A 23,732-nucleotide genomic window follows, 5' to 3' on the forward strand; every position below is an offset into this window, starting at 1 on the left:
GTCAGGGTTCAGGGACTCAGCGGGGCGGTGTTGCAGGGGTTGCAGCCGGCCCTGGTGCCCGGCAGGCGCAGGCCTGAAATGCATCTGACCATCAAGTGCCTGCATCCTAAGCCCCTGAGTTCCTTCGCCCCAAAACCGCCATGAAAGAGAAAACCATCCTCAAGCTCAAGCTCAACACCGACCCGCGCTGGGTGGATATTGCCAGCAAGAACATCGAAGATATTCTGGTCGACCACGCCTACTGCGAGCAGAAGGCGGCCAGCACCGGCATTTCGCTTATCGTGCGCTACCCCGAGAAAACGCGGCTCGTGGAGGAGCTCACAGCCCTGGTGGCCGAGGAGTGGGAGCACTTTGCCCGCGTGATGCAGGAGCTGCGCCAGCGCGGCTACGCGCTGGGCCGCCCCCGCCGCGACGAGTACGTGGTGCAGCTGCTGGCGCACGTGCGCAAGGGCGGCCCCCGCGAGCGGCAGCTGCTGGACCAGCTGCTGGTAAGCGCCCTGATCGAGGCCCGCAGCTGCGAGCGGTTCAAGCTGCTCTGGCAGAACATTGCCGACCCCGGGCTCAGCCAGTTCTACTACGAGCTGATGGTGTCCGAGGCCGGCCATTTCGTGAGCTACGTGGACCTGGCCAAGGAATACTGCGCCGCCGGGGAAGTGGACGCCCGCCTCCAGGAGCTGCTCAAAATCGAGGGCGCCATCGTGACCAGCCTGCCCGTGCGCGACGACCGGATGCACTAGGCCGGCGGGTAGCTATTGCACAACAGTTGAAAGCGGAGAGCAACCCGGACAGCATGAGCAGGGCCGCTACCATCGGTAGCTATTGCACAATAGTTGAAAGCGGAGTTGCAAGGGCAAGCTCCACGGTTGTATTTTAGGCGTTGGTATTGTCCCGTAACCTATGAAAATCCTGCTTACACTACTACTTGCCCTGCTGCTCACGTTGCCCGGGGCCACCCTGGCCCAGGCCCCGGCCGGCGTGCCCACGCTCAACTTCTGCGGGGTCGATCTGCCCGTGGAAAACGGCTGCTCCCCCACCTCGTCCACCGAAATAGCCTGCGCCAACTACCGGCTCTCCTGGGCCTACCTCGATTACCGGGCCATGACGGCCTACCCGCCGGAGTACATCCGGCAGGCCAAAAAAGAGCACAAGGGCACCGAAACCCAGCCCTTCACCTGCTCGCTGCTCAATGGCCCCCCGGCCCAGGGCGTGCGCCTGGCCTACGCCACCGACAACGGCATGGCCTACCGCTACATCGTGTGCGCGGCCGCCAAAGGTCAGCCCGTGCTGCTGGACCTGACCCTGTCGCTCGACCCCGAAAAAACCGACGACCTGCCCGCCGTAGTGCAGCAGATTATGCGGCTGGAGCGGTAAACGTGAGAAGCAGAAGACGTGAGACGTGAGAAGAGGAACGTCATCCTGAGCGGAGCGAAGGATCTTATCACCGTAGAACGATAATCGTTTTGACGACTCGTTATTACGTGACAGGATCCTTCGCTTCACTCAGGATGACGTTCCTCTTCTCACTTCTCACTTCTCACGTCTTCTGCTTCTTCTTTTTGGCGGCCGGAAACAGGATGTTGTTCAGGATGAGGCGGTAGCCGGGCGAGTTGGGGTGCAGGCTCAGGTCGGTGGGCTCTTCTTCTACTAAGTGCTGGTAGTCTTCGGGGTCGTGGCCGCCATAGAACGTCCAGGTGCCTTTGCCCAGCGTGCCGTGCATGTAGCGCACTTCACCGGAGGCCTTGTTCTCGCCCATAGCTACCACGTCGGGCTTGATGAGGGTTTTGCGGAAGGCCGTGGTCTGGCCCATGAAGCCCTTGATGGTGCGCTCGTGGTTCTGGGTGAGCATGGTGGGTACGGGGTCGTACTTGGCCGAGAAGTTGAAGAGCTGGAAGTAGTCGTTGTCCTCGTACACGCCCCGCTCGCGCGGGTCCATGTCGATGTTGGAATACTCGTACTCGTAGGGGTTCATGCGCAGCTGGAAGTTCTGGAAGGCCAGCGTGCGGTTGAAGTTGAGCTTGCTCTGGGCCTGGGGGTCGGCCGGGTCGCCGTCGTACATGCTCTCCACCATGTCTACGCCCAGGCCGGCCAGGGCAATGTCGTAGGAGTCGGTGGCCGAGCACATGGCGAACAGAAAGCCCCCGCCGGCAATGAACTCCTGCATTTTCACGGCCACCGCGCCCTTCATCTGGCTCACTTTAGCGAAGTTGTTGCGCTTGGCGGCCGCCTCGGCGTCGCGCTGCTGCTGCTGGTACCAGGGGCGGGAGCGGTAGGAGGCGTAGAACTTGCCGTACTCGCCCGTGAAATCCTCGTGGTGCAGGTGCAGCCAGTCGTACTTGGGCAAGTCGCCGTGCAGCACTTCGTCGTCGTAAATCTGGGTGAAGGGAATTTCGGCGTAGGTGAGCACCATCGTCACGGCATCGTCCCAGGGCTGCTTGCCCTTGGGCGTGTACACCGCAATCTTGGGCACCTTTTCCAGCTTCATCACGTCCATGTTGGCGTTGGGGTCGGCAATTTCCGACAGCACATTCGTGTACTGGGCCTCGGAAATCACCTGGTAACTCACGCCCCGGATAGCCAGCTCATTTTCCACGCCCGGCCCCACGGGGCAGGCGAAGGCCCCGCCCCGGTAGTTGAGCAGCCAGTCCACTTCCACCTGCTTGCCCAGCAGCCAGTAAGCGGCTCCGTAAGCTTTCAGGTGCTCCTTCTGGGTGTTGTCCATCGGGATGAGAATGTGGTTGGCCCAGGCGGCCGGGGCGAGGCCCAGGCTGGCGGCCAGCACCAGCAGCAGGCTCAGAAACGTTTTCATAGGCAGAAGAGGCAAAGGCGGGGAAAAGCGGGCCGCGAGGGCCGCCAACGGGAGCAATTCACCCCGCGAAAGGTAACGAATTGGGGTGGGAGTTTCGCCCAAAACCCGTTACCTTGCGCGGGCTGTCGTTGTGGAGAATTGGAGATGAAGGAGCCGGCGCAGGAGTTGAAAGAAGTTTTAGTCGCACTCGTTTTGCCGTCGTCGTTATGCACTTGCTGGAAAACATCAAAGAGGCGTTTCGTTCCATCAACAGCAACCTGCTGCGCACGATTCTGACGGCCCTGATCGTGAGCATCGGCATTATGTCGCTGGTGGGCATCCTCACGGCCATCGACGCCATCAAGGCCTCCCTCAACTCCACCTTTGCCAGCCTGGGGGCCAATTCCTTCGAAATCAAGGCCAAGGGCTACACCAACCGCTTCCGGCGGGGGGGCGTGCAGGGCAAAACCTACCCGGCCATTTCCTATTTGCAGGCCCGCCAGTACAAGCAGCAGGTGGGCGAGCAGGCCAAGGTGGGCGTGTCGGCCTTTATTGCGGGGGCCGTGGAGGTGAAGGCCAACGGGGAGAAAACCAACCCCAACATGCAGGTGGTGGCCGGCGACGAGAACTACCTGCTCATCCAGAGCTACAACCTCCAGGGCGGCCGGGCCTTTTCGCCCACCGAGCTGGAAACCGGTACCAATGTGGTTATTGTAGGGGCCGAAATCAAGGACAAGCTCTTTCCCGGCCAAAGCCCGCTCAACCAATACATCTATATGCTGGGGCGGCGGTTTCTGGTGGTGGGCGAGCTGGAGAAGAGCGGCAGCAGCATGGGCGGCGGCGGGGCCGACCGCCTGATGCTGGTGCCCCTGGAAACCGGCAACCAGCTCCCGCGCCAGCGCGCCCTCACCTACGATGTGAAAACGGCCACCCTCGACGCCACCCAGCTCACCTACCTCACCGGCGAGGCCACCGGCATCATGCGCGCCGTCCGCCACGACGCGCTGGGCCAGCAGGACAGCTTTGAGCTGGAACGCTCCGACTCGCTGGCCGGCAAGCTCGACGCGCTGTCGGGCAACCTGCGCATCGGGGGCTTTCTGGTGGGCTTCATCACGCTGCTCGGGGCCAGCATCGCCCTCATGAACATTATGATGGTATCGGTGACGGAGCGCACCCGCGAAATCGGAATTCGGAAGGCCATGGGGGCCACGGCCCTCAACATCCGCCAGCAGTTTCTCATCGAGGCCATCGTGATTTGCGTGATGGGCGGCACGCTGGGCATCCTGCTGGGCGTGGGCATGGGCAACGCCATTTCGCTGTTCGTGGGCGAGGGAGGCTTCATCGTGCCCTGGCTCTGGATGACGGTCGGCCTGATTATCTGCGTGACGGTGGGCCTGGCCTCGGGCTACTACCCGGCCAGCAAAGCCGCCGGCCTCGACCCCATCGAGAGCCTGCGGTTTGAGTAGGAGCGGGGCGGCAATAACACGAGTGGCTAGTGGCGCCCTGCTGCTGGCCGGAACAATGGGCTGCGGAAGCCCGGATGCAGCCGCAACGCCGCAAACGCTGACGCAGAAGGCTCCGTCGGCGAGTCTGTTTGCCAGCCAGTCAGCTCTCAGGCCGCTGGTGGAAATAGACTGCGTCTGGTTGGAAAACTACGTGCTCCCCCAGGTGCGGCTGGCCGATACGGCGGCGGCCCGCCGCCTCAACACGGCGCTGGGCGTGCTCCTGCTGGGTGAGGAGTACAAGTTGAGGGGCGACGATACGCTTACAATCACCCGGAAGCCGCAACAACCGCTGCATCAGGGGGGGGCCGCCGCCTAACGAATATCGAAACGGATCATCCTCAGGATGGCCAAGGGCTGACGGGTTCTCATTATGTAGTACGACACAATGATGGCCGCCTGTTGAGTTTTGAGCTTACGCAGGAAGTAACCTGGGACCACAAGATTATGCCCGTCAGGCACGCCGTATTCGACGTGCGCACCGGCCAACGGCTTACCCTGGATCAGGTGTTAGCCGATTCATTCGCCCAACTTCAGCAGCGTCTGCAAGAAGCTAGACTTGTTCCCCAATAAGAAACGGCTGAAAATTCTTGCTATTCCAGTTGGCTGGGAAGACCTTTTCACGTGGCTAAGGCAGTATACCGCTGGTTGTTTGTGCAGCCACCGTTTCCAGCACTAAATACTGCTCAGAAAATGACCGATTTCTTATTCGGGAACAAGTCTGCTATATAGTGTGCGCACTGCTGAAACACTAGAGGACGTGCTGCTGGGCGGGAGGGGAGGAAGCCGGTACCACCCTGGCAGACAACCTGAGCTACTATCTCATTGGAATCCAGCAGCCCGACAGGTTGCATTCCGGGAGGTGGGCAAGGGCAATGTTTTGAGTACGGATGATTTCCTGGTTACCAGGGAAGGAATGCGTCTGTTTTACCTTCCTGATCTGCCGTACATTCTGACGCCCTAGACTCCCGAACCAACCTATCTGTCCTCCTTCGATACTGTGCACCTTCGGGCAGACGGGCTCTGCCTGCTCAGCCTGCCGCGCCCGGTTCCAGCATCGGATTAGCTGGCGCCATCCACAGCGGGGAAACGTGTCCATTATTTTGTTTATTCATTTGGTGCTACATTGCATCATATTAATGACTACTTACTTTTGGATATGGCAGTGGAAATTACGGTCGGGCAGCGGTTTACGCAATTGATAAGCCATCTGGGGTTGTCAAAAAACGCCTTTGCCAACTCCCTGGATAAGACGGCCACCGTCATCCAGCACCTGGTAGACGAGCGCAACAAGCCCGGTTTCGACCTGCTGTGCAAGGTTTTTGAGGTGTATCCAAATGTATCCAAGGATTGGCTGCTCCAGGGCGAAGGCCCGATGCTAACGGACGCTACCGAGGATGCTACTACGCCGCCACCCGTGCTGCAATCTGCTGCCCAACTCGTGGAGGCCGCCGCCGCTGCCGCTCCGGCAAGTATGCCCGTGGCCACGGCGGTAGCCGTGCCCGTGGCCGCCCCCGAGCTGGTAGCCGCGCAGGTTGCGCCGGCTCCCGCGGCGGAACCTGTGCCCGCTGCCGCAACTCCGGCCCCACAGCCCGCCGCTCCGATAGCCGCCGCGCCCGCCGCCGCTGCTCCGGCTGCGCCCGACCTGAGCTGGCAGACGGCCCTCTACACCCAGCAGATGGCCCATCAGCTGGCTATGGCCGAAATGCGCAACCAGCACCTGCTCGACCAGCAGCGCATGATGCAGCAGATGATGGACCTGATGCAGCGGCAGTTGAGCTAACGTGGGGACTATAGTAGTCGCACGGCGTAGGGAGCGGGGCTTGTCCCCGCCCGCCGTTGGACTACCGTCCGCTCGAGCCGTCCAACGGCGGGCGGGGACAAGCCCCGCTCCCTACGCCGCGAGTTGGGTGCTTAGTGCTGAAACACCTCGATGCCCATTTCCTCGGCCTCCATCAGGTTCTGCGGGGTCACGGCGGTGAGGCGCAGGGGCTTCAGCTCGCCCACCAGCAGCGGGTCGTATTTGGCCGTTACCCGGATGTAGTTGGGCGTGAAGCCCTCCATCTGGCCGTTGGTCACGTCGTCCTCGAACAACACCCGCGTTTCCAGGCCCAGGTGCTGCTCGTAGAAGAAGCGCTTCTTCTTTTCCGAGAGGCTGCGCAGCTGAGTGGTGCGCTCGTGGCGGTGGCGGTCCTGGACCCGGCCGGGCAGGGTGGGGGCCAGCGTATTGTCGCGCTCCGAGTAGGGGAACACGTGCAGGTAGCTCACGTCGAGCTCGTTCAGAAACTGGTAGGTTTCCAGGAAATCGGCCTCCGTTTCGCCGGGGAAACCCACAATTACGTCCACGCCGATGCAGGCGTGGGGCATCACCTGCTTGATGAGGGCCACGCGCTCCTGGTATAGCTCGCGGCGGTAGCGGCGGCGCATCATCCCCAGAATCTTGTTCGAGCCCGATTGCAGCGGAATGTGGAAGTGGGGCATAAACCGCTTCGACTGGGCCACGAAGCGGATGATGTCATCCGAAAGCAGGTTGGGCTCGCAGCTGCTGATGCGGAACCGTTCAATGCCCGCCACTTCATCGAGGGCGCGCACGAGGTCGTAGAAATCCTCCCGCCGCTCCCGCTCCGGGCCCTGGAGGCCGAAGTCGCCGAGGTTGACGCCGGTGAGCACGATTTCCTTCACGCCGGACTCGGCCAGGGTGGTAACCCGCTCCACCACGCTCTGCACCGAGCCCGAGCGGCTCGCGCCCCGGGCCAGCGGAATCGTGCAGAACGAGCAGGAGTAGTCGCAGCCGTCCTGCACTTTCAGGAAAGTGCGGGTTCGGTCGCCGTAGGAGTGGGCGGCGTGGAACTCGGTCGTCTCCGAAATCGGGGAGGCGAATACCCGGCCGGGCTGGCCGGCAGCGGGTTTCGTGAAGCTGGCCAGCGTTTCCACGAGCTGGAATTTCTCGGCGGCCCCCAGCACGGCGTGCACGCCGGGGATTTCGGCAATTTCCTGGGGCTTGAGTTGGGCGTAGCAGCCCACAATGGCCACCAGGGCCTCGGGGTTGTGTTTGAGGGCCTGTTTGACCACCTTCCGGCACTTGCGGTCGGCGTGGTCCGTGACGGAGCAGGTGTTGATGACGTAAATATCGGCCGCGTCCTCGAAGGCGGTTTTCACGAAGCCGTGCTCCTCAAACTGCCGCCCGATGGCCGACGTCTCGGAGAAGTTGAGCTTGCAGCCCAACGTGTAAAAGGCGACTTTCCTGGTTTCCATTTCCATAAGCAAGGCCGCAAAGATACGGCGGAAGCGGCAAGCTTCCGGCAGTGGGGCGGCAGGGCTTGGAATACAGGGGCGGAAAGCACTATTTTTTGATTTGCCTACTTCAAGGGGAAACCTACAAGGTCGCTATAGCAGCTGTCTAGACCGAGAGGGTAACTTAGAAACGCGTTTTAGAAACTGCGTTTTTTACCTTCCAACACTAAATTAGCGTGGCGATGCACTATAGGATGATTATCACGTGAAGCTCGTTGCCACATATGTTCTGATTCACCTGTCATAGTAGACAAAGAGTCGAACGCTTTTAGCCGCATGTACGGTATCTCATGATTCTCACTTATTGAGGTAACTAAGTCTAAAGTTTTTTGATCATGGAATTTTTTGGCTAAATCGAATAGCATATGCCTGCCACTACCAACTGTAGGCACTATGCCAGATATCATTTGGGTATCGACATCAAAGTAGTATTGCTCTTTTTCGACATCCTTATCACTAATCGGTATAACGTTTATGGAAATAGAGTAATCGTCAGAAGGGTTCTGTATGTGTATATCTTTTGAAGCTCTATAAAACATTGATTTTCCTTTGGGTAATTTGGTGGTTTCTAGATAATTTAGGTTAATTATTTCGCCAATAAATCCTATTACTTCATCATTATCATATTCCCATATTTCTGTAGTATAGCCGCCGCCAAAGTATCCAACTGTAAGAAACGAGAAGTTATGATCGTGCGCTCTTTGGTAAATAGAAAGTTCATTTTGATGCTTTGCAATATTTTTAGCAACGGATACCTCTTTGCTCTCCATTACTGGCCATGCGTTAGCTCTGATGTAATAGTGCGGTGTTTGATGAAGCAGCAATGTTTGGGCGCTATACACATTGGCTGTTTGAAAATTTAAATATTCTTTTAATTCTGTATTTAAAAAATTAATCAAAAAATATTTATTGTTTGACAACTTCTGCAATTGCTCTGTACAATCAAGCACCGTTTCTGGCATGTTTCTTTTCACGACCTCAGACGCGTGATTGATAAAATCATTAAACGAAATAGCGTCGCTAGTTTGTAATTCAAAAGTAAGTGCCATTCTTAGATAAGGTTAAGTTGTGTGAGAGCGATGTGCGCCGATTCCCTGATTTCTATATGCTTATCGTCTTTGAGCATATGTAAAGATTCAATACCCTTCTCAAAATCAATCATCATAATGCTACGAGCTGCTTCCCATCTAACATTGTGCATAGGATGATGTAGAAGTGTTTCCAGTATAGGTACTGATGTTTCTGCATCCAATTCACCTAGTAGTTTACAGGTGTGTTCAATTCTGCTGGCAATTCCACCCCCTACCAATCGGATAGGACGCAGTGTGTGTGCGTCATATTCCCAAGAAAAAGATATTGGTTCTTTTATAGTTACACTAACTATTATAATATCGTCATTATCTGTTGATCCAATATGAGAAAAAATTTCCTCATACTTCTTAATCGTAATGGCCTCCATAAAATTCAACTTGTGGTTGCCTTTTATCAAAGATAATTTTTTATTCTTGTCAAGAACGTCAATCGGATAAGGATTTTGTTGATTATACAAATTATAGAGTAATCCAAATTTGCAAAACGATATTATTATTTTGTCACTTGATGAGGAAGTTAATAGTATTATTTTTTTTAGATCTTCGTTTTTTGCATATCCCAAATGTAAATCAAACAAATCATTGTTCATCACTTCGATAGAACTATATGAAGATGATGTTGGAATGTAAGAAGAATTTTCATTTAATTTTTCTAATTCATGATTTATAAATTCAGTTATCCAATTAGGGTGAATGAAATCAGATAATGCACTTAACACATCAGATGTTGTCAAATCTGCATCAATTTTGCTGAACAACGTTTTAGAAATGGCTGACAAGCTAGTCATCATACTAACTCGCTTTATATGCTTCTCGCCGGGTAGGGTATACATATTAAAGTTATTGATTCTCTCATCCTAAAGAAAAAATCCGAGACACTGACTCTTTCCTTAGTGTCTCGGATTTTTCTAGCATCATTATAAAGCAGCAGCTTTAGTGAAAGCGCCCATATGATCCCATATGATCACATGCGGGAGAATAAAATCACTACTTTCAGCGGAATGCTGCTCACCTACTGGATTATTTAGTTTGTCCAAACGGACCCCTTTTCTGACCAGACCCAGATGATTTTGCTTTTCTTGCATAATAGAAAATGTTTACGCCTTATAGAGTTATAAGGTGATTCGAATATATGAAAAATTCTGTGGCTTCACCATGGAAGCATTAAAAAGTGTGGGGAGGGGGTAACCTGTAAGCTCCCCCACGACGCAGGCCAGCCAAAAGTGGAGCTTTGCCATTCACCGCTAAGCGTCGCCCCTCCCTCACTTCCCCAGAAAATCCCCGAACGACACCTGCTCATACGCCTGCCCGAAGCGCAGCTGCCGCCGGGAAACGGCCGAATCCTGCTCGATGACGCGGCGGGCCACGTTGTCGTAGGTGACCGTGCCGGCGGGAGTAGCTACGCCGAAGCCGTCGGTGAAGCAGTAGAAGGCCGCGCCGCCGGGCCAGGCGGGCGGGGCGGGGGCCAGCAGGTCGCGGCTCCAGGGGAAGTTGGTGGCGGGCAGGTTCAGCTGGTGCAGGAGCGTGGCGGCCACGTCGGTTTGGGAGCCGTAGGTAAGCACCTGCCGGCCCTGGGCGGCGGGGGCCAGCGCCCCGCCGGTGAGCAGGAGCGGAATCTGGAACTTGGCCGGGGCGTGGTTGGGCGAGTCGCCGGGTTGGGGGTGGCCGTGGTCGGCTACCAGCACTACCAGCGTATTCGGCCACCAGGGCTGCTGGCGGGCCGTTTGCAGAAACTGGCCCAGCACGTGGTCGGTATAAAACACGGAGTTGCGGAACCGGCTGGCCTCATCGGCGCCCGGGAAGCGGGGGCGCATGGGCACGTCGAAGGGTTCGTGGGAGCTGAGGGTGAAGGCCGTGACGAAGAACGGCTGCCGTTGCCGGGGCAGCTCGCGCAGCATCCGGGCCAGTAGTGCGTGGTCGTGGGCGCCCCACTTGGCGTTCTGGTCCTGGCGGGCGAAGTCGGCCCGTTCGGTCAGGTGTTGGTAGCCGGCCGTGACGAGGTAGCTCTTCATGTTGGCGAAGGCCAGCTCGCCGCCGTGGTAGTAGGCCGTGGAGTAGCCCTGGCCGCCTAGTACCCGGGCCAGGTGGGGCAACCGCTCGGTTTTGCGCGGATACTTAATAATGCTGGTCGCCGGCTGGTTGGGGTAGCCCGAGAGCAACGCCACCAGGCCCTTCTGGCTCCGGTCGCCGGCCGCGTACACGTTGCGGAACGAGACACCGGTGCGGCTCAGACTGTCGAGGGTGGGCGTCACGCCGACCTCCCCGCCCAGGTGGCCCACCAGCTTGGCCGTGAAGCTTTCCAGGATGATAAAGAGCACGTTGGGCTTTTGCAGGCCCGGGCGCAGCAGCCGGGTGGTATCGGGGCCGGCGGGGGCATAGAGGGCGGCCGTGAGGTGGTCGGCGGCGGTATCGGGCAGGAACTGGTAGTGGTTGGTGGGGCCGTTTTGCAGCAGCAGCGAGTTGAGCACGTTCCAGGGCACGTTCACGGCGGCGTGGTTGGCGAAGGGCTGGCTGGCGAAGTACACGTCGCTCTGGTTCACTGGTATCTGCTGGAGGCCCCCGCGCAGGGGCACCACCAGCAGGGCCAGGTAGAGCAGCCCCGCCAGCGCGGCCCGCCCCCGGCCGAAGCCCGGCAGCAGGGTCGGCAGCCGGCCTACTATCCCATTATATAAGCCCCACCCCAGGCCCAGCAGCCCCAGCCACAGGCCCAGCAGCAGCGCCCCCAGGCCCGGCCCGGCCGAAGCCAGGGCTTCGGCCGGCGTGCTCAGGTATTGCAAAGGCGTGGCATCGAGGCGGAACCCCCAGGGGCCGTACAGGGCCAGATCGGCCACGGTAAACGTGGCTACCACCACGCCCGCCCCGGCCGTGATAACGCGCAGCAGCCGCTCCAGCGCAAACCGCGGCCCGGCCAGACTACCCACCACGAACAGCAGAAAGGGCAGCAGGCACAGATAAGCGGTGGCCGAGGCATCCAGGCGCAGGCCATAGCCAAAAATGCGCGGCACCGTGCCGGCCGGCAGGGCCAGGGTGCGCGTCAGGTAATACAGCAGGAACAGGGCTTTGGCAGCCACGAAACAGGCCAGCCAGAACAAAAAGTAGCGCGGCTGAAAGGCAAAGCGGTTTCTCACGCCGGCAAAGGTAAGCGCCTGCCCTTGTTCTCAGCCTGAGAATTAGCCTGTCGGGGGCTGGTTGCGCGCTGCCTGACGGAAAAATGCGGCTATTCCCTGGCGGCGGATCTGAAAACGTGGCTGAGCTGCGCTCCGTCTTGCAGCACGCTAAGCAACGCCGGGGTGACGTGCAAAAGGGGGTAGGTGAAAAAAGAGACTGATTTTCTGAATACGTTATCCGGTTTAACGGGGGGGCAGGAGAAAAGCGGGGTATTTTGCCGAAGCATGGGTAAAAAATCAGAGGGGTAGTGTGAAATTCTTTTTTCGGGTCGTACCTTTGAGACAGTTATTGTCTTTTAGCCTTTTCACGCCACTCCCTTTATATGGCAATTCTTCGCTTCAAAGCGCTGGAACTGGTTGACCTGCGTCAGCCACTAACGGTGATTAACACGGGTGAGCGTCGTTCTGACAGCTTCGGCAAGAACGTGTTCAACCTCGACGCCATGCGGGCCAACATGCCCGGCGAATACTTCAAAAAGCTTCAGTCGGCTATCAAACAGGGCGCTCCGGTGGAGCGCAACGTGGCCGACGCCGTGGCTTCGGCCATGAAAACCTGGGCCATGGCCAAGGGCGCTACCCACTACACCCACTGGTTTCAGCCCCTGACTGGTGCCACCGCCGAAAAGCACGACTCCTTCTTCGACCTGAATTCCGACGGTCGGCCGATTGAGAATTTCAAGGGCTCGGCCCTGGTGCAGCAGGAACCCGATGCGTCCTCCTTCCCCAACGGCGGCATCCGCAACACCTTCGAGGCCCGCGGCTACACCGCCTGGGACCCCACTTCGCCCGCGTTCATCATCGAAACCGGCGGGGCCAAAACCCTGTGCATCCCCACCATCTTCGTGGCCTACACCGGCGAAGCCCTCGACTACAAAGCCCCCCTGCTCAAGTCGCTGGCGGTGCTGGAAAAGGCGGCTCTGGATGTGTGCCACTACTTCGACAAGGACGTAGCCCGCGTGAGCACCACGCTGGGCATCGAGCAGGAATACTTTCTGGTGGATAAGGCGCTCTACGCCGCCCGCCCCGACCTGGTGATGACCGGCCGCACCCTGTTCGGGCACGCCCCGGCCAAGGGCCAGCAGCTCGACGACCACTATTTCGGCTCCATTCCGGCCCGGGTACACGCCTACATGCTCGAGTACGAGGAGGAAGCCAACAAGCTCGGCATCCCGCTGCGCACCCGCCACAACGAGGTGGCCCCCCACCAGTTCGAGTGCGCCCCGACCTTCGAGGATGCCAACCTGGCCGTTGACCACAACCAGCTGCTCATGGACATCATGGCGCGGGTGGCCGACAAGCACAACTTTAAGGTGTTGCTGCACGAGAAGCCGTTTGCCGGCGTCAATGGCTCGGGCAAGCACAACAACTGGGCCCTGAGCACCGATACCGGCGTGAACCTGCTCGCCCCCGGCCGGCGGCCCAAGGAAAACCTCCAGTTCCTGACCTTCTTCATCACCACCATCAAGGCCGTGCACCGCTACGCCGATTTGCTGCGTTCCAGCATCGCCTCGGCCAGCAACGACCACCGCCTCGGGGCCAACGAAGCCCCGCCGGCCATCATGTCGGTGTTCGTGGGTTCGATGCTTGATTCGGTGATGGACGAGCTGGAGCGCACCGCTAAAGTGCCGCTCGACAAGGGCGACAACATCTACCTCAAGCTGGGCATCGATAAGATTCCGGCCATTCTGCTCGACAACACCGACCGCAACCGCACCTCGCCCTTCGCCTTTACCGGCAACAAGTTCGAGTTCCGGGCCGTGGGTTCCTCGGCCAACTGCTCCTCGGCCATGACCACGCTCAACACCATCGTGGCCGACCAGCTGATCGACTTCAAGACGTCGGTTGACGCGCTCATCGCCGACGGCCGCAAGAAAGAGGTGGCCATCGTGGACGTGCTGCGCGACTACGTGATTACTTCCAAGCACATTCGCTTCGAGGGCAACGGCTACTCCGACGAGTGGAAGGACGAGGCGGCCCAGCGTGGCCTGAGCAACGTGCCCACCACGCCCCAGGCTCTCGACGCCATGGTGGCCGATTCGGCCGCCGAGCTGTTTGCGCGGCACCGCATTTTCTCGCACGTGGAGCTGCACGCCCGCCACGAGATTCTGCTGGAAGACTACATGAAGAAAATCCAGATCGAAGGCCGGGTAATGGGCGATTTGGCCATCAACCACATCATCCCCACGGCCATTGCCTACCAGACCAAGCTCATCACCAACGTGCGCGGTCTGCGCGACCTGGGCCTCGACGACGAGAATACCAACGTGACGGTGGACACCATTAAGTCCATCTCGCGCCACATGGCCACCATCAAAAACGAGGTGGAGGGCATGACCAACGCCCGTAAAGCGGCCAACAAGATTGAAGACATGCGCGAGCGGGCCATTGCCTACTGCGACACGGTCAAAACGCATTTCGACACCATCCGCCGCTCCGTGGATAAGCTGGAGCTGATGGTGGACGATGAGGACTGGCCCCTGGTAAAGTACCGCGAACTGTTGTTCCAGCACTAGTCCAGGGCCGGAGTCGGGCCGGAGTTGGGTGGGAATTTTTCTCCGCGCCCCGATCTTAGAAAAGCCGCATCCGGGTGGGTGCGGCTTTTTTGTGCGCTCGGGCAACGGGATAAGTCAGAAGCCGGCCGGCTTTCCTAAGCAAGGAAGGCCGGCCGGCTTCTGGGCAGCAGGTAAGCTGAGGCGTCGGAACGCGACGTTGGCTGGTTTAGGAAATGCGTTTTGTCAGCTGGGCAATGGAAAGTGGCGCGGAGCATTCAGCATTCAGCAAGTAGCCATGCACGAACGGCTGATGCTACATACTGCTGCCAACGCCCTGCCGGGCCTGGCGGAGCCAGTCGGCGGCCTCGTCGATGTCGCCGAACATTTTCATCTGAAGCTGGCCGCCGATGCCGATGTGCATGGCCTCGGCCGAAATGGCGGCCAGCGACTCGGGGCTCACTACGTGGGCGAAGTGAGTGAGCCCCTGGGCAATGGCGCGCGGGGCCCAGTCGCGCACAATCCATTCCACGGCGTGGTTCCAGGGACCCAGCACCTGACGGTTATCGTTGAGCAGGTAGGCGCAGCCCTGTTCGCGCAGGGGGGCCAGGCAGGCATCGGCCCCGGCCACGATGCCCGCGTACGTCTGATACCCGACCCAGTTGTTGTACACCCACTCGTTGGCAGGGTTGTAGGTGATGGAGAGGTATATTTTGCCGAAGCCGTTGGTTAGTTCAAGAGCCATGAAGCGGATGAGTAGAAGCCGGGGGGCGGGGCAGCAACCCGGAAACCATAGCGGAAGAGAGGACGGCTGCCCGGCCGAATAGAACCCGGGCCGGATGCTGGAAAAGCAAAGCCAGCCCTAAAGCTGCCCAAATAGCCCGACATACCCAAACTGGTTTTTACCGATCCCCGTTAAGGCCCCCAGATTCAGGGAATTCAGTTTATGATTCCGCTGCCTCCGACCCAGCACTGAAAGTGCGCGCTGCTCGTTCGGGGCTCTTACCGAAAAAAGGCTTGCCACCCGCCCCCGGGCAGAGGCTAGATAACCAGCAGAGCCAGGGTCACGATCCAGAGCAAACCGCTCACGATGGCCGTGTTCAGGCGGGCTTCCGGGCCGAAAGGCAGCGTCAGGCCCACCCCGGCAATCAGGAACAGGGCCAGCGGAAACGCGGCCAGCACGGAATGGTAGAGCCGCCCGCCGGAGGGCGCGAAAGGCGTGCGGCCGGCCACCACCGCCGGGGCCTTCACGAAGCGAACTACCCGCAGCAGGGGCGTGCGCCAGACGGTAACGCGCGAGGCCCCTTGCAACCGGTACATCTGGCTGGGGTGGAGGCGAAAGCGGGTGTGCGGCGTCTCAATCTGGTAAGCCATCTGGGGGTTGGCCAGGGTGCCCCCGGCCGATACCGGCTGCTGGCGCAGCAACGGTTCCCGGACAAATTCCTGCATGGGCAGGGCCCAGTCCAGCCCCAGCACCAGGCAGAAGGCCACCGCCGCCCAATTGATCCAGCGGAGCTTATGCGCCAGCTGGCCCAGGTACGCCGCCCGCTCCTGCTGGCGCATCCGGGCCAGCAGATACGGATCGGGCCGGTCGTTAGGCATGGGTAAGACGAGAGAATATGCCCGAAAAGATAGCGCTTACGGGCGTAGCAGTCAGGCCCCGGAAACCAGGACGACGTTCTTTCCCTACTCCCTACTCCCTACTCCCTACTCCCTACTCCCTACTCCCTACTCCCTACTCCCTACTCCCTCACGCAAACGGCACCAGGGCGGCAAGCAGGGTAGTAGTGATGCGGTGCCACTGGGGGTAAGGCCAGATGGTGCCGGCGGCGGTACCCGCGTACAGGACTTCGCGGCGGGCCGTGGCTACCCAGCCCAGCAGCACATGGCGTTCGGGCAGGGGCTGGCCCGAGTGCAGGGCGACGGGCCACTCGGTCAGGGGCCAGGTTTCCAGTAAGTATTCGGCCTGATCGGTGATGCGCGACAGGCGGGCAGGAGCGTATGGATCGGAGGAAGGAAGATGACGAACGGTCCGGTATAAGTCGCGGAGGGCCGTCCGGGCCGGGGGGAAACGCGTGTGGTCACCCGCCGACGGAGCAGAAGTATCGTTCATTTGCGGCCACTTACGGACTGTTTTTGGTGGCCGGATTGTGTTGATTGGCTTCAAAAACGATAAAAGTGAATAAAGTTTAAGGGGGGAATTATTTCCCGAAATAGAGGGTTCAGGACCGGTTTAGGCCGAAAGCTGCGGGGGCAGGGAGGTATCGTCGGCCAGAAGTTCGGCCCCGGTACCGTGGTCGGGAGCCAGGCGCTTCCAGGTGGCGGCCCGCAGCTCGTCGAGGCGCTGGAGCGTGTCCTGCACGGTGGCGTACTGGCTGACTTTCTCGAACAAACCCGACTTGCGGCCCGCCTTCAGCAGCTGCTCGATTACCAGCGGTAAAATCCAGCCTACCACGTTGGAAGCCAGCGCCCCGCGCAGGCCCAGGCGCAGCAGCAGCCGGGCTGCCATGCGCTCCAGCAGCAGGGTCCGGGCCACGGGCAGGGCCTTGCCTACCACGAACTCGCGCACCAGCTCGCCATTGCCCTGCACTACTTCGGCCCGCAGCACATCCTGCACGGCATCGAGGGCGGTGCGGGCCGTTTTGCGGAACAACCGGCCGGTCTGCCAGGCCGCCAGGCCGGTGAGCTGGGCAGCAGAGCGGAGAAAAGCCGGTAAACGGGGTGGGTTTTTCATGGTGAACGAGGGTGGCGGGAATACCCATTCGGGCAGGAACGCGTAATAAGGTCTGGTTTACGGCCCCGTAAGCGGCTGGTTGTCGCCGTCCACGCGGCCGGTCAATGAAAACGAACAAATAGATGAGCAAGATGAACGCCATTGTTATCCGCCAGGCCGGCGGCCCCGAGGTGCTTGATTACCAGATCCGCCCCCGCCCCGAGCCCGCCGCCCACCAGGTGCTGCTGCGCGTGGCCGCCGCCGGCGTCAACCGGCCCGATGTGCTGCTGCGGGCCGGCAAGTACGCCGGTAGCGGGGGCGTGGCCGGGCTGGTGCCAGGCCTCGAAGTCGCCGGCCACGTCGTCGGCTGCGGGGCCGCCGTTGCGCGCTGGCACCCCGGCGACGCGGTGTGCGCGTTGCTAACCGAGGGCGGCTACGCCGAATACGTCGTAGTGGATGCCCGCCACTGCCTGCCGGTGCCTGCGGGCTTGAGCCTGACGGAAGCCGCCAGCCTGCCCGAAACGGCCTTTACGGTCTGGCACAATGTCTTTCAGCGCGGCGGCCTGCAACCCGGCGAAACGCTGCTCGTGCACGGGGGCAGCAGCGGCATTGGGGTGCTGGCCGTGCAATTGGCCCACGCACTGGGCAGCCGGGTAGCCACCACGGCCGGCTCGGCCGAAAAGTGCGCCGCCGTGGCCCGGCTCGGGGCCGATCTGGCCATCAATTATAAGGAGGAAGATTTTGAGGCCGTGGTGGCCCAGGCCGGCGGGGCCGACGTAATTCTGGACATGGTGGGCGGCGACTACACGCCCAAAAACATGCGCCTGCTGCGCGACGACGGCCGGCTGGTGTTCATCAATGCCATGCAGGGGGCGCAGGCCGAGTTTAACGCCCTCGACCTGATGCGCCGCCGTCTCACGCTCAGCGGCAGTACGCTGCGGCCCCGCTCGGCCGAGTTCAAGGCGGCGCTGGCCCTGGAAGTAGAGCGCCACATCTGGCCCGTTATTGAGGCCGGGCAGCTGCGGCCGGTGCTGGAGCGCACCTTCCCGCTGGCCGAGGCCCGGGCTGCCCACGAGCTGCTGGAAACCAGTACCCACATCGGAAAGATCGTGCTTACCGTAGAATGAGGCGGGGCGGGGCCGGGATTCCAAACGAAAGCTGCCCGTCCCGGTTAGTTTAACTGTTCGGTTACGGTCGAGCTTATCTTTTGTCTTTTTAACCTGCATCCTATCATGTCCACCGCACTCCTGATCGGGGCTACCGGCCTCGTGGGCGACTACCTGCTGCGGCAGCTGCTCGCCGACGACCAGTTCACCCACCTGAAAGTATTCACCCGCCGCCCCACCGGCTACCAGAACCCCAAGCTCGAAGAGCATATCGTTGATTTCGACCAGCCCCGCGACTGGAACGAGCTGCTGCGCGGCGACGTGCTCTTTTCCAGCCTCGGCACCACTCTGAGCCAGGCCGGCGGCCAGGACGCCCAGTACACCGTCGATTACACCTACCAGTTGCAGGCGGCCCAGGCGGCGGCCGAAAACGGCGTGCCCACCTACGTGCTGGTGTCGTCGGCGGGGGCCGATGCCGATTCGCTGATGTTCTACAGCCGCATGAAGGGCGAGCTGGAGCGCGACATCAAGCGGCTGCCTTTCCAGCGCATCCGCCTCATCCAGCCCGGCATTCTGGCCGGCCCCCGCACCGAGCAGCGGCTGGGCGAAAAAGTGGGTCTCTGGCTGGCCACGGTCGCCAGCGCCATGCCGCTGCTCCATAGCTACCGCCCCATCCATGCCCGCACCGTGGCCCGCGCCATGCACCGCGCCGCCCTCGACGAAACCCCCGGCGTGCAAACCGACTCGCTCGAACAGGTTTTCACCCGCGCCGGCAAGGAAGGGTAGTGAGTGAGTGAGTGAGTGAGTGAGTGAGTGAGTGAGTGAGTGAGTGAGTGAGTGAGTGAGAACGTCATGCTTCATCTGTCGTCCGCGAAGGCGCAGCCGTAGTCGAAGCATCTCTACCGCAGTGCTAGTCTGGCCGACTGCAATGAAACGGTAGAGATGCTTCGATTTCGCTTCCGGCTCCGCTCAGCATGACACGGTTCTCTGCCGTCTCCTCATTCACCCATTCACCGCGTACCTTTGCGCTACCGGGCAACTTTCGCCTTCTGCCCCCGGTTTTCTGTTTATGAACACGACGTACTGCCCCAGCCTGACCGAGTATAAGCGCCGCCTGAGCCGCGAGGTGAAAATCGGCGACCTGCCCATGGGCGGCCTGAACCCGATTCGGGTGCAGAGCATGACCACCGTGGACACCATGGACACCATGGGCTCGGTAGAGCAGACGCTGCGCATGGTGGAGGCCGGCTGCGAGTATGTGCGCATCACGGCCCCCAGCACCAAGGAGGCCCAGAACCTGCTCGAAATCAAGAAGGAGCTGCGCAAGCGCGGCTGCACCGTGCCGCTGATTGCCGACATCCACTTCACGCCCAACGCCGCCGAGCTGGCCGCCCGCATCGTGGAGAAAGTGCGCGTGAACCCCGGCAACTACGCCGATAAGAAAAAATTCGACCTCATCGAGTACACCGATGCCAGCTACGCCGCCGAGGTGGAGCGCATCCGGGAGCGGTTCCGGCCGCTGGTGCAAATCTGCAAGCAGTACGGCACGGCCATGCGCATCGGCACCAACCACGGCTCATTATCGGATAGAATCCTGAGTCGCTACGGCGATACGCCGCTGGGCATGGTGGAGTCGGCGCTGGAGTTTTTGCGCCTCTGCGAGGAGGAAAACTACTACGATGTGGTGCTGAGCATGAAGGCCAGCAACACCCAGGTAATGGTGCAGGCCTACCGCCTGCTGGTGCAGAAGCTCAACGCCGAAGGCCTGCAGCCCTACCCGCTGCACCTGGGCGTCACGGAAGCCGGCGAGGCCGAAGACGGCCGCATCAAGAGCGCCGTGGGCATCGGCACGCTGCTCGAAGACGGCCTCGGCGACACCGTGCGCGTGAGCCTCACCGAAGCCCCCGAAGCCGAAGCCCCCGTAGCCCGCGCCCTCATCGACCGCTACACCCACCGCGCCGAGCAAGCAGATCCTATTCCTGCTTTAGCTGTTAGCTTGGAGCTGTTAGCTGATAGCTCTCCGTTAAACGAAGCTGACAGCCATCAGCTACCAGCTACCAGCTCAAATAAGAACGAAGCTATCAGCTATCAGCTACCAGCTAACAGCTTAAATAAGAACGAAGCTGACAACGAGCAACTGACAACTGACAACTCAACATACAATCCGTTTCAATATCACCGCCGGGTAACGCGGGAGGTGCTCAACTTCGGGGGGCTGAACGTGCCGCGGGTGGTGGTGGATTTTTCGCGGCTGCCGGGGCTGGAGTACGCCGATTTGCGGGCGGCCGGCCACCTGTATTCGGCGTTTCTGGATAAGTTTCAGATGAGTGATCTGGGGGCCGACTACCTGTACTCGGGCCAGCGGCCGGTGCCGTTTATGCTGCCCAATGGCCTGCGCGAAATGGTGGATTACAGCGCCTGGCTCGATGCCGGCCAGCGCCCCGAGCACTACCCCGTGCTCACGCCGGCCGAGTACGCCGCCGCCGGGGCCCGCCACCCGGCCCTGAACTTCGTGTTTCAGAACCTGGCCTCGCTCACGCCGCCCACGCTGGCCCAGCTGCGCCAGGATGCCACGGCCGTTATCATTCTCTACACCGATAACGCCCACGCCATGCCCGAAATCCGGCGGGCGTTCTTCGAGCTGCTGAACCACGACGTGCCCAACCCGGTGGTCATCAACCGCCAGTACCCGGCCCTCACGCCCGAGCAAACCCAGCTCTACGCCGCCACCGATGTGGGTGGCCTGCTGCTCGACGGCTTTGGCGACGGCGTGGTGCTGAGCACCGAGCTGCTGCCCGAGCGCCCGAAAGCCGAGTGGCTCACGGTGCTCGACCAGCTCAACCAGCTCAGCTTCGGCATCCTGCAGGCGGCCCGCACGCGCATGTCCAAAACCGAGTACATCAGCTGCCCCAGCTGCGGCCGGACGCTGTTCGATTTGCAGGAAACCACCGCCATGATCCGCCAGCGCACCGACCACCTCAAGGGCGTGAAAATCGGCATTATGGGCTGCATCGTGAACGGCCCCGGCGAAATGGCCGATGCCGACTACGGCTACGTGGGCGTGGGCAAGGGCAAAATCGCCCTCTACCGCGGCCAGGAAGTCATCAAGAAGTCGGTGCCCGAAGCCCAGGCCGTCGACCAACTCATCGACCTCATGCGCGAAGACGGCCGCTGGGTGGAAAAGGAGTTTCTGGAGCAGCCGGTGGTGGGGTAGGAGGAGATGAATATACCAATGATGGATGCCGAGAATATGCGGCAGGCTTTGGCAGTAGCTGCCATTAAGGTGCATAAGCACTTTGAGCCGCTACGAAACGAGAATACAGAACTGCTCCGCCGGATCGGTTTATCAGAGGAAGCACTACAGTTTTTCGAAGAGTTTTCCTTTGATGGGGATTTGGAAGTAGGTGAATTGCATTACGACCAAGCAAATTGTTTCAAGAAAAACCTCGATTGGGAAGATGCCTTTCAACGGGCCCTGCGCACGGAATTACTGCTGGTAGGTAGTGGACCAAGTGGCGACCCGATTGCAGTAGACCTGCGCGACTATCAGGCAGGCTACCTTTTCCATGATTATTTCTGGGACGAGGAAAATGAAGAACCGAGAAAGTTTTTCATCAAGCTGAACTGCTCGTTAGGCCAGCTCTTTATGAACGCAATAACCATAGAAGGATATCCTATTGATGCGTATGAAGCGGCTGCCTATACGGGGTCGGATTTCACAGGAGATTGGAGTCCGGAGACGAATAGGTAAGTAGCATCTACGGCTTCGAAATCCCCAACTGCTTGCAGATTTCCTTGCACAGCTCCTCGTCAATATCCGCGTGGCGCGGCACACTGGTTCGCTTGTCGGTCAGCGCGTTCTTGTAAATGTCGTGGCGGCTGCCGTGGCGATGTAGTGGGCAGTCGTTGGCTTCCAAATGCTTGATAAACTTGCCCCGTTTCATGCGCTGGCGCGGCTAGGCGAATTCCAGTTCCTCCTGGGCGATGATGTTGGCGCCGTTGCTGTCCGAATCATCTGCGCGCATATCTTCCAGGTAAAGGGCCAGCGCGTCGTGAATGTTCTCCTTCACTTCGGCCACCGTACTACCCTGGGTAAGCACGCCGGGCAGCTCTTTTAACTGGCCGATAAGCTGGGTTTTTCCCTGACGAATGATTAGGGTGAGTTTCATAGTCGATGAATGCTTGGTTGAACCAAGGTAACCAAGAAACGGCCGATAATGTGCGGACTTGGCGTTTCGGAGCTCACGCAAAAGGCAGCAGGGATGTAGCGCGAAGCTCCAGCTTCGCGTATTATTGCTGACGTTGCAACGACTCTGTTCAACGACACGCGAAGCTGGAGCTTCGCGCTACATCCTCAACCTCATGAAACTACGCGTAATCGTAACCGGGGCAACGGGCATGGTAGGCGAGGGCGTGCTGCACGAGGCCCTGCTCAGCCCCGAGGTGGCGCAGGTGCTCAGCATCAGTCGCCGGCCCAGCGGGCATACCCACCCCAAGCTGCGCGAAATCCTGCACGAGAACTTCCTCGACCTCGCGCCCATTGCCGACCAGCTCACGGGCTACGACGCCTGCTTCTTCTGCCTCGGCGTATCGTCGGTGGGGCTGAAGGAGCCCGCGTACCGCCGCCTCACCTACGCCCTCACGTTGCACTTCGCCCGCACTTTGCTGGCCCGCAACGGACCCGAGCTCACGTTCTGCTACGTGTCGGGGGCCGGCACCGATGGCACCGGGCGGGGCCGGCAGATGTGGGCCCGGGTGAAGGGCGAAACCGAAAACGCGCTGCTGGGGCTGGGGTTTCGGGCGGCGTATATGTTCCGGCCGGGCTTTCTACGGCCCACGCCGGGCCTGCGGCACGCGCTGGGCTACTACCGCTACCTGGGGTGGCTGTATCCGGTGCTGCGGCGGGTGGCGCCGCGCTACGTGAGCACGCTGAGCGAAATCGGGCGGGCCATGCTGCGCGTGGCCGAGCGGGGGTATGCCAAGCCGGTACTGGAGGTGCCCGATATGGTGGCGGCGGCAAAAGAATAACGTTGCTTGACGGATAACGGGCGAAGTTCCAATCGTTCAACGACGCGCCGCCAATACGCGTCTTCACCCCGTTCTGGCTGCCTTACGGGCATTTATCCTGGCGGCGCGTGTCGATGACGTGGGCAATGCGCCAGCCGGCGGCCAGCTTCACGAGCTGGAACGAGTTGTAGCCGCAGTGGCTGAAGGTGCTGCCCCGGTAGAACTCGTAGGGCGTCCAGACGCTGGCCAGGTTGGCGTCAATAAGCACCTGCCCGAACCGGATGCGCTCATCCCAAACCTCCTGGTGGGGCGTGCCTACGGCCCGCAGGAAGGCCGCCGGGCTCTCGGGATGCACGGCGGGCGGGCCCGGGCCGTTGGTGAGGGTGTGGAAAATAGCCCCCGGCGCCAGCGTGGCCCGCACGGCGGCGCTGTCGCCCGCGCGCATACCGGCGAAAAAGGCGCGGATGGTGGCCTGCACGGCGGCCGTTTCGGTTGGGGGCGGGGGCGCGGTGGTCTGGGCCCGGGCCGCGAAGGCGGGGGCGAACAGCGACAGTAGCAGCGGGAGCAGCGGTTTCATG

Annotated in this window: 24 protein-coding genes; 11 read left to right on the forward strand and 13 right to left on the reverse strand. The window is 60.3% G+C overall.

Annotated features, from left to right (window positions below; genetic code table 11):
- The first annotated feature begins 140 nt into the window (after positions 1 to 140).
- Both miaE and D0T11_RS14020 read left to right on the forward strand, forming a co-directional pair.
- Positions 141 to 737, forward strand: a complete 597-nt coding sequence (miaE, locus tag D0T11_RS14015; protein WP_119656423.1) for a tRNA-(ms[2]io[6]A)-hydroxylase — start codon at positions 141 to 143, stop codon at positions 735 to 737.
- Between the two features lie 160 nt (positions 738 to 897).
- The gene (locus D0T11_RS14020; RefSeq protein WP_119656424.1) at positions 898 to 1,371 is read left to right on the forward strand and encodes a hypothetical protein; all 474 of its coding nucleotides are present in this window, start codon (positions 898 to 900) and stop codon (positions 1,369 to 1,371) included.
- A gap of 163 nt (positions 1,372 to 1,534) precedes the next feature.
- Here D0T11_RS14020 and D0T11_RS14025 read toward each other — a convergent pair whose 3' ends face one another.
- A complete protein-coding gene (locus D0T11_RS14025) occupies positions 1,535 to 2,806 on the reverse strand; it encodes an asparagine synthetase B (RefSeq protein WP_119656425.1) in 1,272 nt (423 codons plus the stop codon).
- Positions 2,807 to 3,012: 206 nt separating this feature from the next.
- Here D0T11_RS14025 and D0T11_RS14030 point away from each other — a divergent pair, with 206 nt between their 5' ends.
- The 3 genes from D0T11_RS14030 to D0T11_RS14040 all read left to right on the forward strand — a co-directional run bounded on the left by D0T11_RS14030 (position 3,013) and on the right by D0T11_RS14040 (position 6,070).
- Positions 3,013 to 4,251, forward strand: coding sequence for an ABC transporter permease (locus tag D0T11_RS14030; protein ID WP_119656426.1), 1,239 nt, complete (start codon positions 3,013 to 3,015; stop codon positions 4,249 to 4,251).
- A gap of 157 nt (positions 4,252 to 4,408) precedes the next feature.
- On the forward strand, positions 4,409 to 4,606 hold the full coding sequence (locus tag D0T11_RS14035; protein ID WP_147374661.1) for a hypothetical protein: 198 nt from the start codon (positions 4,409 to 4,411) through the stop codon (positions 4,604 to 4,606).
- Between the two features lie 840 nt (positions 4,607 to 5,446).
- Positions 5,447 to 6,070 carry a helix-turn-helix domain-containing protein gene (locus D0T11_RS14040; RefSeq protein WP_119656428.1) on the forward strand — a complete coding sequence of 208 codons (624 nt, stop codon included), beginning with the start codon at positions 5,447 to 5,449 and terminating at the stop codon, positions 6,068 to 6,070.
- 131 nt (positions 6,071 to 6,201) lie between these two features.
- On the opposite strand, the gene mtaB is transcribed toward D0T11_RS14040, so the two are convergent.
- The 5 genes from mtaB to D0T11_RS14055 form a co-directional block, all read right to left on the reverse strand.
- On the reverse strand, positions 6,202 to 7,548 hold the full coding sequence (gene mtaB, locus D0T11_RS14045) for a tRNA (N(6)-L-threonylcarbamoyladenosine(37)-C(2))-methylthiotransferase MtaB (RefSeq protein ID WP_119656429.1): 1,347 nt from the start codon (positions 7,546 to 7,548) through the stop codon (positions 6,202 to 6,204).
- A 170-nt stretch (positions 7,549 to 7,718) separates the two neighbouring features.
- The gene (locus tag D0T11_RS22140; protein WP_147374662.1) at positions 7,719 to 8,630 is read right to left on the reverse strand and encodes a hypothetical protein; all 912 of its coding nucleotides are present in this window, start codon (positions 8,628 to 8,630) and stop codon (positions 7,719 to 7,721) included.
- A 2-nt stretch (positions 8,631 to 8,632) separates the two neighbouring features.
- Complete coding sequence (locus D0T11_RS14050) at positions 8,633 to 9,505, reverse strand: HEAT repeat domain-containing protein (protein WP_119656430.1); 873 nt, start codon at positions 9,503 to 9,505, stop codon at positions 8,633 to 8,635.
- 84 nt (positions 9,506 to 9,589) lie between these two features.
- Entirely contained in the window at positions 9,590 to 9,757 is a 168-nt protein-coding gene (locus D0T11_RS22585) for a hypothetical protein (RefSeq protein WP_182888411.1), read from the reverse strand.
- A gap of 177 nt (positions 9,758 to 9,934) precedes the next feature.
- Positions 9,935 to 11,800, reverse strand: coding sequence for an LTA synthase family protein (locus tag D0T11_RS14055; protein WP_119656431.1), 1,866 nt, complete (start codon positions 11,798 to 11,800; stop codon positions 9,935 to 9,937).
- Between the two features lie 362 nt (positions 11,801 to 12,162).
- Here D0T11_RS14055 and D0T11_RS14060 point away from each other — a divergent pair, with 362 nt between their 5' ends.
- A complete protein-coding gene (locus tag D0T11_RS14060) occupies positions 12,163 to 14,352 on the forward strand; it encodes a glutamine synthetase III family protein (RefSeq protein ID WP_119656432.1) in 2,190 nt (729 codons plus the stop codon).
- A gap of 292 nt (positions 14,353 to 14,644) precedes the next feature.
- Here D0T11_RS14060 and D0T11_RS14065 read toward each other — a convergent pair whose 3' ends face one another.
- The 4 genes from D0T11_RS14065 to D0T11_RS14080 all read right to left on the reverse strand — a co-directional run bounded on the left by D0T11_RS14065 (position 14,645) and on the right by D0T11_RS14080 (position 17,062).
- Positions 14,645 to 15,073 (reverse strand): STAS/SEC14 domain-containing protein, encoded by a 429-nt coding sequence (locus tag D0T11_RS14065; protein ID WP_119656433.1) that lies wholly within the window; start codon positions 15,071 to 15,073, stop codon positions 14,645 to 14,647.
- A 296-nt stretch (positions 15,074 to 15,369) separates the two neighbouring features.
- On the reverse strand, positions 15,370 to 15,930 hold the full coding sequence (locus D0T11_RS14070; protein WP_119656434.1) for a hypothetical protein: 561 nt from the start codon (positions 15,928 to 15,930) through the stop codon (positions 15,370 to 15,372).
- Positions 15,931 to 16,078: 148 nt separating this feature from the next.
- Positions 16,079 to 16,441, reverse strand: a complete 363-nt coding sequence (locus D0T11_RS22145) for a hypothetical protein (protein WP_147374663.1) — start codon at positions 16,439 to 16,441, stop codon at positions 16,079 to 16,081.
- A gap of 120 nt (positions 16,442 to 16,561) precedes the next feature.
- Positions 16,562 to 17,062, reverse strand: coding sequence for a type I phosphoribosyltransferase (locus tag D0T11_RS14080; RefSeq protein WP_119656436.1), 501 nt, complete (start codon positions 17,060 to 17,062; stop codon positions 16,562 to 16,564).
- Positions 17,063 to 17,193: 131 nt separating this feature from the next.
- Between D0T11_RS14080 and D0T11_RS14085 the strand changes: the two genes are divergently transcribed.
- The 4 genes from D0T11_RS14085 to D0T11_RS14100 all read left to right on the forward strand — a co-directional run bounded on the left by D0T11_RS14085 (position 17,194) and on the right by D0T11_RS14100 (position 21,898).
- Positions 17,194 to 18,168, forward strand: coding sequence for an NAD(P)H-quinone oxidoreductase (locus D0T11_RS14085; RefSeq protein WP_182888412.1), 975 nt, complete (start codon positions 17,194 to 17,196; stop codon positions 18,166 to 18,168).
- Between the two features lie 105 nt (positions 18,169 to 18,273).
- Positions 18,274 to 18,933 (forward strand): NAD(P)H-binding protein, encoded by a 660-nt coding sequence (locus tag D0T11_RS14090; protein WP_182888413.1) that lies wholly within the window; start codon positions 18,274 to 18,276, stop codon positions 18,931 to 18,933.
- Positions 18,934 to 19,216: 283 nt separating this feature from the next.
- Positions 19,217 to 21,361 (forward strand): (E)-4-hydroxy-3-methylbut-2-enyl-diphosphate synthase, encoded by a 2,145-nt coding sequence (gene ispG / locus D0T11_RS14095; protein WP_119656438.1) that lies wholly within the window; start codon positions 19,217 to 19,219, stop codon positions 21,359 to 21,361.
- An 18-nt stretch (positions 21,362 to 21,379) separates the two neighbouring features.
- The gene (locus tag D0T11_RS14100; RefSeq protein ID WP_147374664.1) at positions 21,380 to 21,898 is read left to right on the forward strand and encodes a hypothetical protein; all 519 of its coding nucleotides are present in this window, start codon (positions 21,380 to 21,382) and stop codon (positions 21,896 to 21,898) included.
- 7 nt (positions 21,899 to 21,905) lie between these two features.
- Here D0T11_RS14100 and D0T11_RS14105 read toward each other — a convergent pair whose 3' ends face one another.
- A complete protein-coding gene (locus D0T11_RS14105; RefSeq protein ID WP_119656440.1) occupies positions 21,906 to 22,091 on the reverse strand; it encodes a type II toxin-antitoxin system HicA family toxin in 186 nt (61 codons plus the stop codon).
- 12 nt (positions 22,092 to 22,103) lie between these two features.
- A complete protein-coding gene (locus D0T11_RS14110; protein WP_182888414.1) occupies positions 22,104 to 22,316 on the reverse strand; it encodes a type II toxin-antitoxin system HicB family antitoxin in 213 nt (70 codons plus the stop codon).
- A gap of 193 nt (positions 22,317 to 22,509) precedes the next feature.
- Here D0T11_RS14110 and D0T11_RS14115 point away from each other — a divergent pair, with 193 nt between their 5' ends.
- The gene (locus tag D0T11_RS14115; protein WP_119656441.1) at positions 22,510 to 23,175 is read left to right on the forward strand and encodes a Rossmann-fold NAD(P)-binding domain-containing protein; all 666 of its coding nucleotides are present in this window, start codon (positions 22,510 to 22,512) and stop codon (positions 23,173 to 23,175) included.
- An 82-nt stretch (positions 23,176 to 23,257) separates the two neighbouring features.
- Here D0T11_RS14115 and D0T11_RS14120 read toward each other — a convergent pair whose 3' ends face one another.
- Positions 23,258 to 23,731, reverse strand: coding sequence for a sigma-70 family RNA polymerase sigma factor family protein (locus D0T11_RS14120; RefSeq protein ID WP_119656442.1), 474 nt, complete (start codon positions 23,729 to 23,731; stop codon positions 23,258 to 23,260).
- Position 23,732 lies beyond the last annotated feature (1 nt).

This window comes from Hymenobacter rubripertinctus, assembly GCF_003583925.1.
Classification (GTDB): Bacteria; Bacteroidota; Bacteroidia; order Cytophagales; family Hymenobacteraceae; genus Hymenobacter; species Hymenobacter rubripertinctus.